11 protein-coding genes are annotated in these 10110 nt (G+C 41.5%); 3 read left to right on the forward strand and 8 right to left on the reverse strand.

The window, feature by feature from the left end; translation table 11 throughout:
• Positions 1-30 precede the first annotated feature (30 nt).
• The 3 genes from AC4ME5_RS09030 to AC4ME5_RS09040 all read left to right on the forward strand — a co-directional run bounded on the left by AC4ME5_RS09030 (position 31) and on the right by AC4ME5_RS09040 (position 1452).
• A complete protein-coding gene (locus tag AC4ME5_RS09030; protein WP_491800548.1) occupies positions 31-441 on the forward strand; it encodes an HIT family protein in 411 nt (136 codons plus the stop codon).
• A gap of 9 nt (positions 442-450) precedes the next feature.
• The gene (locus AC4ME5_RS09035; protein WP_491800549.1) at positions 451-729 is read left to right on the forward strand and encodes a hypothetical protein; all 279 of its coding nucleotides are present in this window, start codon (positions 451-453) and stop codon (positions 727-729) included.
• A gap of 63 nt (positions 730-792) precedes the next feature.
• Positions 793-1452, forward strand: coding sequence for a hypothetical protein (locus AC4ME5_RS09040; RefSeq protein WP_491800550.1), 660 nt, complete (start codon positions 793-795; stop codon positions 1450-1452).
• A gap of 78 nt (positions 1453-1530) precedes the next feature.
• Here AC4ME5_RS09040 and dnaJ read toward each other — a convergent pair whose 3' ends face one another.
• From dnaJ to AC4ME5_RS09080, 8 genes are all read right to left on the reverse strand, one after another.
• Positions 1531-2667, reverse strand: coding sequence for a molecular chaperone DnaJ (dnaJ, locus tag AC4ME5_RS09045; protein ID WP_125844491.1), 1137 nt, complete (start codon positions 2665-2667; stop codon positions 1531-1533).
• A gap of 401 nt (positions 2668-3068) precedes the next feature.
• Positions 3069-4892, reverse strand: coding sequence for a molecular chaperone DnaK (gene dnaK / locus AC4ME5_RS09050; protein ID WP_491800551.1), 1824 nt, complete (start codon positions 4890-4892; stop codon positions 3069-3071).
• A 431-nt stretch (positions 4893-5323) separates the two neighbouring features.
• Entirely contained in the window at positions 5324-5839 is a 516-nt protein-coding gene (gene grpE, locus AC4ME5_RS09055) for a nucleotide exchange factor GrpE (RefSeq protein ID WP_000046057.1), read from the reverse strand.
• 26 nt (positions 5840-5865) lie between these two features.
• Positions 5866-6900, reverse strand: a complete 1035-nt coding sequence (gene hrcA / locus AC4ME5_RS09060) for a heat-inducible transcriptional repressor HrcA (protein WP_491800552.1) — start codon at positions 6898-6900, stop codon at positions 5866-5868.
• Between the two features lie 163 nt (positions 6901-7063).
• Positions 7064-7573 (reverse strand): DUF2812 domain-containing protein, encoded by a 510-nt coding sequence (locus AC4ME5_RS09065; RefSeq protein WP_001086360.1) that lies wholly within the window; start codon positions 7571-7573, stop codon positions 7064-7066.
• A gap of 34 nt (positions 7574-7607) precedes the next feature.
• Positions 7608-8183: a DUF2812 domain-containing protein gene (locus tag AC4ME5_RS09070; protein ID WP_491800553.1), complete on the reverse strand. Its 576-nt coding sequence runs from the start codon at positions 8181-8183 to the stop codon at positions 7608-7610.
• A complete protein-coding gene (locus AC4ME5_RS09075; protein ID WP_000423978.1) occupies positions 8183-8503 on the reverse strand; it encodes a PadR family transcriptional regulator in 321 nt (106 codons plus the stop codon). Before AC4ME5_RS09075 ends, AC4ME5_RS09070 begins: the two co-directional genes overlap by 1 nt.
• Before the next feature lie 157 nt (positions 8504-8660).
• On the reverse strand, positions 8661-10110 hold a 1450-nt coding region (locus tag AC4ME5_RS09080), incomplete at its 5' end, for an SHIRT domain-containing protein (protein ID WP_491800554.1).

Genomic DNA, 10110 nt, shown 5'->3' on the forward strand with positions numbered 1-10110 from the left:
TCAAAATTCAATACAGTAGAGGTGGATTTTATGCCAGATTGCATTTTTTGTAAGATCATCGCAGGGGAGATTCCTGCTTCAAAAGTATACGAGGATGAGCAGGTTCTTGCCTTTCTTGATATCTCTCAAGTAACGCCTGGACACACGTTAGTCGTACCAAAAGAACATTATCGCAATCTTTTGGAGATGGATGCAACAAGTGCCAGCCAACTCTTTGCACAAGTGCCAACAGTGGCTCAAAAAGTCATGAAGGCTACCAAAGCTGTCGGCATGAATATCATTGCCAACTGCGAGGAAATTGCTGGTCAAACGGTCTTTCATACACACGTGCACCTCGTACCTCGCTACAGTGCAGAAGATGACCTTAAGATTGACTTTATCGCCCACGAACCAGACTTTGACAAACTCGCCCAAGTCGCTGAAACCATTAAAAATGCTTAAGGAGTTGCCATGAAACTATCCAATCTATTGCTATTTGCAGGAGCTACAGCTGGAAGTTATTTTGTCGTGAAAAATCGCCAAGCCATTCAGGATGAAGTGCTAGATACAACTGACCGCATCGAAGCTATCAAAGATGATTTGGATATCATCCAAAACAGCCTACAAATCATCGACCAACAAAAATCCCTTATCAAGGAATACCAAAAAGATTTAACCTATAAATTCAAAGTCTTGGAAAAGGATTTCCAAACTAGAATGGCGGTCCTCCAAGAAGAAAAACAAGAATAAGAGAGCCTCCAAGTTTCCTTAAATCCTTTTTGGGTTACTAGATTCGAACAGAAAAGGGAGGGAATGAAAGTGAAACAGTTTTTAAAAGTTCTAGCGAAGGTCATCGCGATCCCTTGTGGCTGTCTCTGCCTTCTGACGGCTCTAGCATTTCTACTACTGATGAATCTTTTCAAGGCCTCACCGAGTGACATCCAAAAAGGGAATGAATCCTTAAAACAAATATTTATCTCTCTTGACATGCCTCCTGAGAAAGTAGAATCAGATGGAAGGTATCAATTTGAAGGTGGAGGCTTAAATTTTTATGTTACTTTCTCAGATGAGGTTGTCAATAGCCACCCCGTCCTAAAGGAAAGTCCAAAACTCACCAAAAACCGACTTAAAGTCTATGTCCTCCAGACAGGAGATATTTCCTACTATAAAGTAGGAGACAACTTATTCAATCGTGGTTTAATACAATTTTTAGAAAAGGAAAGTGAGAAGTATTTCCAAGAAAAAGGAAAGAAATCAAATTCTTCTTACACAATTCTAACTTGGAAAGATCAGGAAAGTCTTAAAAAGGGAATTGCATTCTATGAAAAAGCTTTGACTTTGGTGGATATTCAGGATAATTCGGCAATCAAACACATTGATACCGTCACCGTTAAGCCAGGTAAAGAAGCGGAAATCAAGCAACTCATCCAGGACATGGATGCAGCTGGCCTGCTTACTCAAAAGTATAAATAGTCGGCTAACTGGAAAATGATTTTTCGACGCTAAATTTTCAAAGATAACACAAAAAAGAGCCAGTCGGCTCTTTTTACTTTATTCACCCTCAAAGGCATCTTTTATATGGTCAAAGAAGCCTTTTTTCTTTGGATTGACTTTCAAGTCACCTGCAGCTGCGAATTCTTTAAGCGCTGCTTTTTGGCGGTCGTTCAAGCCTGTCGGAGTCACGACATTAACTGTAACGTATTGGTCACCAACGGCACCACCACGAAGGCTAGGTGCTCCCTTGCCACGTAGACGGAATTTCTTGCCAGTCTGAGTTCCCTCTGGAATGACCAATTCAACATCACCATGCACAGTTGGAATTTCCACAGTATCTCCTAGAGCTGCTTGGACAATATTGAGATTCAACTTGTAGAAAATAGTTGTTCCTTCACGTTCAAACTTATCACTAGCTTCAACTGAAACCACCACGTACAAGTCCCCGTACGGTCCACCATTAAAGCCTGCTTCACCTTGACCAGCTAGGCGGATTTGTTGTCCAGTTTCCACACCAGCAGGGATTTTTACATGTACGCTATGAGCTTGCTTTTCATGACCTGTTCCGTGACAAGTTGTACATGGATCTTTAATTTCTTTTCCGCGACCATGACAGACATCACAAGTTACTTGACGACGCATCATACCAAGAGGAGTCTGCGTATCGACATTAATGACACCAGCGCCATGACAGCGTCCACAAGTGACTGGACTTGTTCCTGGCTTAGCACCAGAGCCATTACATGTACGACAGCTTGCTTCACGGTTGTATTTCACTTCTTTTTCCGTTCCGAAGATAGCTTCTTCAAAGGTCAAATTCACACGGTATTGGAGATCATCCCCTTGACGAGGAGCGTTTGGATTGCGCGAAGCACCGCCTCCACCAAAGAAACTTGAGAAGATATCTTCAAAACCACCGAAGCCACCTGCTCCATCAAAACCACCGAAACCGCCAGTACCACCAAAGCCACCGTTTGCACCCGCGGCACCATATTGGTCGTAGGCTGCACGTTTTTGGTCGTCACTCAAAGTCTCATAGGCTTCTTGAACTTCCTTGTACTTTTCCTCAGCACCAGGCTCCTTGTTGATATCTGGGTGATATTTTTTCGAAAGCTTACGATAAGCCTTTTTGATCTCATCTGCCGAAGCGTTTTTTGACACCCCCAGACGATCATAAAATTCAGTATTGTTCATACAAGATACTAAGAGCGAACAGAAAGCGACTGAAATTTAGGAAACCAACAAGAAATCCTGATTTCTTAGGAGGTTTATCTAATTTCTAAGCTTTCCGCTCGAGTTCAATTACGAACACCCTTATTCCTTTCTATTAATATTGCGGAACGAAACCACGATTTAGGTCGGGTTCAATTCCTTTCTTTCATATTTATGAGATAAAACCCAAACTACTCAAGTCCTATCCCTTTTTACCGAAAAACAGAGGCTGAGTTGCAACCTCTGGATTTCTTCTTATACTTACAACGCAAAAGTCAGCATAGCGATTGCCGTAGAATGACAATCACTTTAGTGATTCCTCATTCTTAACGACCTCGCTCTCTGATTTTCAAGCTCGGGATAAAATAGTCCACTGGACTATTTTACTTCTCCGTAAACTCTCCGTCTACGACGTCATCGCCTGCGTTTCCTGTTGCTTGTGCGCCTTCTGCTCCTGCTTGAGCTTGTTGAGCTGCTGCAGCTTGTTCGTAAAGTTTAACAGCAAGTCCTTGAGCTTTTTCGTTCAATGCTTCAAGTTTTGCTTTCATTTCGTCCAAGTTGTTGTCTTCTTGAGCTTTCTTAAGGTCATCAAGGGCAGCTTGGGCAGCATCGCGTTCTGCATCGAAGCCTTTGCCTTCAGTTTCCTTGATGGTCTTTTCAGTCGCAAAGATCGCTTGGTCTACTTCGTTACGAAGGTCAACTTCTTCTTTACGTTTCTTATCTGCTTCAGCATTAGCTTCTGCATCTTTCATCATGCGGTCGATTTCTTCGTCAGTCAAACCTGAGTTAGATTGGATGACAATTGTTTGTTCTTTTTGAGTTCCAAGGTCTTTGGCCTTAACAGATACGATACCGTTTTTATCGATATCAAATGTTACTTCGATTTGTGGGATACCACGAGGTGCAGCTGGGATGTCAGTCAATTGGAAACGTCCAAGAGTCTTGTTATCTGCGGCCATTGGGCGTTCACCTTGAAGAACGTGGATATCAACGGCTGGTTGGTTGTCTGCTGCAGTTGAGAAGACTTGTGATTTAGATGTTGGAATTGTTGTGTTACGGTCGATGAGTTTTGTGAAGACACCACCCATTGTTTCGATACCAAGTGACAATGGTGTTACATCAAGAAGGACAACGTCTTTCACATCACCAGTGATGACACCACCTTGGATAGCAGCACCCATGGCAACTACTTCATCAGGGTTTACTGATTTGTTTGGTTCTTTACCAGTTTCAGCCTTAACAGCTTCTACAACGGCTGGGATACGAGTAGAACCACCAACAAGGATAACTTCGTCGATTTCTGACAAGCTCAAACCTGCATCTGAAAGGGCTTGACGAACTGGAACCTTTGTACGTTCTACAAGGTCACGAGTCAAATCGTCAAATTTGGCACGAGTCAAAGTCATTTCCAAGTGAAGAGGTCCAGATTCACCAGCAGTGATAAATGGCAAGCTGATTTGAGTTGAAGTTACACCTGAAAGATCTTTCTTAGCTTTTTCAGCCGCATCTTTCAAACGTTGAAGAGCCATCTTGTCTGTTGATAAGTCAATACCATTTTCTTTCTTGAATTCTGCAATCATGTGATTGATGATTTTTTGGTCAAAGTCGTCACCACCGAGTTTGTTATCCCCTGCAGTCGCCAATACATCGAAGACACCGTCACCCAATTCAAGGATAGATACGTCAAATGTACCACCACCAAGGTCGAATACCAAGATTTTTTCTTCTTTGTCAGTCTTGTCCAAACCGTAAGCAAGTGCTGCTGCAGTTGGTTCGTTAACGATACGTTCTACTTCAAGACCAGCGATTTTACCAGCGTCTTTTGTTGCTTGACGTTGAGCATCGTTAAAGTAAGCTGGAACTGTGATAACTGCTTTGGTTACTTTTTCACCAAGGTATTCTTCAGCGTAACCTTTCAAGTATTGAAGAATCATAGCTGAGATTTCTTGTGGAGTGTATTCTTTTCCGTTAGCAGAAACTTTTTCAGAAGTTCCCATCTTAGATTTGATAGAAATCACTGTATCTGGGTTTGTGACTGCTTGGCGTTTTGCTGCGTCACCAACGATGATTTCTCCGTTTTTGAATGATACTACAGATGGAGTTGTGCGGTTTCCTTCTGGATTTGCGATGATTTTGCTTTCAGTTCCTTCAAGAACTGCTACTGCTGAGTTTGTTGTACCTAAGTCAATACCGATAATTTTAGACATGTGTTTTTCTCCTTAAATTTTATATTCTATTTTTCTTTTTGATACTCTTCTTAGATGGCGGCGCTGTCAGAGCTTGACTTCGTCAATCTCTTTAACTAAACTTTGAGCCTAAGATCTCAAAGTTTGCGCAAATAACGCCACGGCGAAGAGTATCGTCTTTAGTTCGCTTCGCTCACTATTGCAAAACTGAACTACCTTTTTATCTTTCTTCATAGTTTATTGTCATTTCGGACAAGTTTTCAATGTATATATGTTGCGACACGAGGAGTCGAAATCGATATTATTTCGACGATGAGTTGCTTCAGCAACCGTCAGAATTGCCGAATCGAACACGCCCTAAGCTCTGGGTAAAAAAGATAGATTTTCTTGTGTTCATCGAACACTTCGTCAATCTCCTATTTTTACTATGAGCTTTTTACGGGCTTTGTATCTTAATTATACACTACCACCATGGCTGGGCGTAGGATACGGTCATGGAGTTTGTAGCCTTTTTGGAAGACTTGAGCGATGGTGTCTGCTGGGTGCTCATCGTCTGCTGGGAGAGTTTGAATGGCCATATGATAGTTATGATCAAATTCGCCGTCAGCTGCGATTTCTTCGATTCCTTCTTCTTTCAAAGCGTGAATCAAGCTCTCTTGCACCATCTCCAATCCTTTCTTCACATCATCTGTCAAACCTTCAACTGCTAGTGCACGTTCTAAGTTGTCGAGCGATGGTAAGATTGCTTTTGCTAGGTCCTGGCTACGGTAACGTTGCAAGTTTTGACGTTCTTCATTGGCACGGCGCTGGATATTTTGCATTTCCGCATGAGCACGAAGGTATTTGTTTTCGAACTCATCCGCACGTTCATTTGCCAAGTCCAACTCAGACTTCTCAGGAGTTGTTTCTTCAGTTGTTTCCACAACTTCCTCTTCTTTCATTTCTTCGTTTTTTTTATCTTGGGCCATTTTCGCCTCCTTTAATGATTTCAAAATTAATTTACTTCGTAATGATTACTGCTGAGGTAGCGATAAAAATCTGTCAACTTCATGGTCAAAACACGATTGACCACATTGACTTGGTTGACCAATCGCTGGTAATCCAGATTGACCGGACCGATAATCGCTAGAATTCCAAAACCTCGATAAGGAATGAGGAACTTGCTACTAATAACCGCTAGGTCTGCTAGACAGGACTCTTGACTGTCCGCAACACGGACATTTTGCATCTGATCTTCATGCAGACCCTCACGAATCTCCAAGGCTACCTTTTGTGGCTGATCAAAGAACTGATAGGCTGCCAGATTGGCAAAATTCAAGAGATTGACCTTGCCCGCCACCACAATGTTTTCGTTGAACATTTCCTTAAAGATGTGTTCAAAGAGATCCATAACATTGTCCGTTGTTGTGAAGTAACGCTGGATAATCTGCGGAATCTCCGTTCGAATCTTGTAGTGAATATCTAGAACTGTGTGACCGAGGAAACGTTCCTGAATGATGCTCTTCAGTTTCAGCAAATCTTCCTGCAAGAAGTTCCTTGGAATCAGAAATTGACTGGTAACCGTTCGCGACTCGTCTAGGGTGAATACTGCCAAGGCTGTATGTTGCCCTAGAACAACGATATCAAAAGCTGTCAACCGTTGCCTGCTCGGCTCAACATCCAGTGCCACTACCGTACAGCCACTCAACTCTGTTAGTAGATTAGCAGCCTCTTGCAGAATATCCTCTAGCTTGAAGAATTCCTGATCAAAGGCTTTGACAATCTCATAAACCTCATTTTCAGCCAGTCGGTCAAAATCCAGTGAGTGTTTCACATAGTACTGAAAACCAGCAACACTTGGCATCCGACCACTTGAAGTATGAGCCTTCTCAAGCAAACCTTGCTTTTCTAGAGCCGCCATATCATTACGAATGGTAGCACTGCTAGAGTTAATAGACTCTTGTAGCGCCTTGGATCCGACAGGTTCGTGCGTTTTGGTAAAGATGTCAATAATCAGATTTAAAATATCCTGCTGACGCTCTGTAACCATCTCATCACTCCTCTCTGTCCGATTGATTAGCACTCTATGCACTCAAGTGCTAACTCATGATTCTATTATACACCCTTAGAAGAGAATGTCAAGACAAAAACTCAAAAAATTAGCACTCTTTTACCAAGAGTGCTAAAAATCAGTCTGAAGACCTAGAACCTTGCTACTCATCTACCTGGTATTTCCTTTTAAGTCTGAAAAAACCATAGATTAGATAAGAAATTAAGCAAGTGTATAAAACGAAAATAATAAAGAAAGACTGAGACAAGTTCTCTCGATACAAACTCATGCAAACAACAAGACCACCTGAGAAAGCGGCTATACAGGAACGAAGTCTAGACCGCATAGCTTCCCATCTAAGAGCATTACGCATATAGACTTTCTCCTCTGAAAGTATATCAGAAGTTGGTTTACGAAGAATTGAATAAAAACCTGTTTCTATCAATTCCCAACCGCTATTTCTAAAATCTTGCAGTTCATGCTTATACTTTTTAAGAAATCTAGAATCATAGATATGATAGATGACATCATCTGGTTGGCATTGTTCAAAATAGAAAAAACCAAAACGGTTAGTTCTATATCTCCAACCTTTCAAGTGCATCTCATGTAAATATTCTTCTTCCTTGTCCAAATCAACAATGGTGAAAATCCTAAATTGTACTTTGCTATTCATTGTCTTACCTCCAAATTAGAAAACAGGCATTCTTTCATTTATCAGATAATTCTTTCCACTTTTGACTCAATTTCCAAAAAATATAAGAAATCTGAATCGCAAAAACTATCAATAAAATCCAATCTATTATGAAAATCAAAAATACTTCCCATCTGAAAGAGCTAGCTCCACTGACAAACTTTGAGAAAACCGGTAGTAGAGCTAAAAATAGAATCAAAATAGGAAGCATCCGCATTATTAAAATCCGTTTGATCATAGCTAACTTCCCTGTAGCGTCATTATAGATTTCAAACTCAGTATCCGATTCAATTTCAGAATGCGCTTTTCTAAAATAGGAAAAACTATTAAAGTCTGTAATATGCTCCCAGCCACAGTCTTTAAATAGTTGTAAATAGGAGGCTCTCTCTGATTTTTTCATGGGATAAAAGTCCAACTGATAAGACACCTGCTCCGGTTGGCACTTTTCAAAAGTATACTTAACCGCAACTACTAAGTTAGAGTAGCTTACTTCCTTAAGTTTCCAGCCCTTAGCATGCATTTCCCCAAGGTATAAAGCCTCTTTATCATAATCTGCAATTGTAGATATTCGATATACAACCTTCTTTTTCATCATACTTCCTCCCGACTATTTCTATAGAGCCGTTCAATACGTTTCAATTCAATATCTAAGACTTTTCGTCCCAAGTCTGTGATCTGATAGATTTTACGTTTTTCCTCTTCCCGGATAAAGGAAATCAAGCCATCCTTTTCCATCTTTGACAAGGTCCCATACATAGTTCCAGGACTAATCGAAACTTGCGAATCTGTCATCTCCTTGACCTTTTGTGTGATACCATATCCATGGTTCTCCTTCTGTAAACAAAACAAGATATAAAAACCTGTTTCAGTCATGGGAAGGTAAACACGCCTGATTTTATCTGTTAATTCCATTTATTCACACCTCCTATTCAGTTCGATATATCGCATCTCGTTATATAAACTATATCACAGCTCGATATAAAATGCAAGAAAAAGAGAGAACGATTTCTCGTTCTCTCTTCTTAGGGTAAGAAATTAAGATGTCAATTTCTTATTCACTAAGAGCATCTTAGTCTTTCTTGCGAAGGACAAAAACTGCTAGGCTTGCAAAGGCAAGACCAATGATTGAAAGAAGACCAGATACTGCTGAGCCTGTGTTTGGTAACAAGGCCTTAGTTTGACTACTTCCTTCTTCTGGTTTGCTATTATTTCCAGAATCTTTATTTGTTGCCGGGGTAAATTCCCAAGTACCGACGAAGTGGGCATCCGCTCCATTGATGGTTTCTGATGCCTTGTCGTAGGACTTGAAGCTCCAAGTGCCTTCTGCTGTCTTCACTTCTGTTTGACTTGGTTGAGTTGGAGTCGCTTGACTACCATCTTTCAAGTCTGTTTGGTCTGCTGGAAGCAAGGATTTCACTTCTTGTGGAAGCTCTTTACCTGGAGTTCCGCTGACAAACTCATGAACCGCTTTATGAGTCACTGTTGGAACTGGAGTTGCTGTAAATTCCCATGTACCTACAAACTTAACATCTGCTCCATTGATGGTTTCAGATGTCTTGTCATAAGACTTGAAGCTCCAGGTACCTTCTGCTGTCTTCACTTCTGTTTGACTTGGTTGCGTTGGCGTTGCTTGACTGCCATCTTTCAAGTCTGTTTGGTCTGATGGAAGCAGGGATTTCACTTCTTGTGGAAGTTCTTTACCTGGAGTTCCGCTGACAAACTCGTGAGTTGCCTTATAGGTTGGGGATGGGGTGAATTCCCATGTACCTACAAACTTAACATCTGATCCATTAATTGTTTCCGATGTCTTATCATAGGACTTGAAGCTCCAGGTACCTTCTGCTGTCTTCACTTCTGTTTGATTTGGTTGCATTGGAGTTGCTTGACTGCCATCTTTCAAGTTTGTTTGGTCTGCTGGAAGCAAGGCTTTCACTTCTTGTGGAAGCTCTTTACCTGGAGTTCCGCTGACAAACTCGTGAACCGCCTTATGAGTCACTGTTGGAACTGGGCTTGCTGTAAACTCCCATGTACCTACAAACTTAACATCTGATCCATTAATTGTTTCCGATGTCTTGTCGTAGGACTTGAAGCTCCAAGTGCCTTCTGCTGTCTTAACTTCTGTTTGACTTGGTTGCGTTGGCGTCGCTTGATTGCCATCTTTCAAGTCTTTTTGATCTGCTGGAAGAAAGGCTTTCACTTCTTGTGGAAGTTCTTTACCTGGGGTTCCGCTGACAAATTCATGTGTTGCCTTGTAAGTTGGTGCTGGGGTAAATTCCCAAGTGCCGACGAAGTGGGCATCCGCTCCATTGATGGTTTCTGATGCCTTGTCATAAGACTTAAAGCTCCAAGTGCCTTCTGCTGTCTTCACTTCCGTTTTACTTGGTTGAGTCGGAGTTACTTGACTACCATCTTTCAAGTCTGTTTGGTCTGCTGGAAGCAAGGCTTTCACTTCTTGGGGAAGGTCTTTTCCTGGCGTTCCGCTGACAAATTCATGTGTTGCCTTGTAAGTTGGTGCTGGG

The sequence above is a fragment of the Streptococcus sp. A69 genome, from assembly GCF_058556195.1.

Coding starts and splice junctions, on each gene's coding strand:
- dnaJ (WP_125844491.1), bottom strand. CDS start 2,667: ATGAACAATACTGAATTTTATGATCGTCTGGGGGTGTCAAAAAACGCT.
- AC4ME5_RS09065 (WP_001086360.1), bottom strand. CDS start 7,573: ATGAATAGCAAAGTACAATTTAGGATTTTCACCATTGTTGATTTGGAC.
- AC4ME5_RS09040 (WP_491800550.1), top strand. CDS start 793: ATGAAAGTGAAACAGTTTTTAAAAGTTCTAGCGAAGGTCATCGCGATC.
- AC4ME5_RS09070 (WP_491800553.1), bottom strand. CDS start 8,183: ATGAAAAAGAAGGTTGTATATCGAATATCTACAATTGCAGATTATGAT.
- grpE (WP_000046057.1), bottom strand. CDS start 5,839: ATGGCCCAAGATAAAAAAAACGAAGAAATGAAAGAAGAGGAAGTTGTG.
- dnaK (WP_491800551.1), bottom strand. CDS start 4,892: ATGTCTAAAATTATCGGTATTGACTTAGGTACAACAAACTCAGCAGTA.
- hrcA (WP_491800552.1), bottom strand. CDS start 6,900: ATGGTTACAGAGCGTCAGCAGGATATTTTAAATCTGATTATTGACATC.
- AC4ME5_RS09035 (WP_491800549.1), top strand. CDS start 451: ATGAAACTATCCAATCTATTGCTATTTGCAGGAGCTACAGCTGGAAGT.
- AC4ME5_RS09075 (WP_000423978.1), bottom strand. CDS start 8,503: ATGGAATTAACAGATAAAATCAGGCGTGTTTACCTTCCCATGACTGAA.
- AC4ME5_RS09030 (WP_491800548.1), top strand. CDS start 31: ATGCCAGATTGCATTTTTTGTAAGATCATCGCAGGGGAGATTCCTGCT.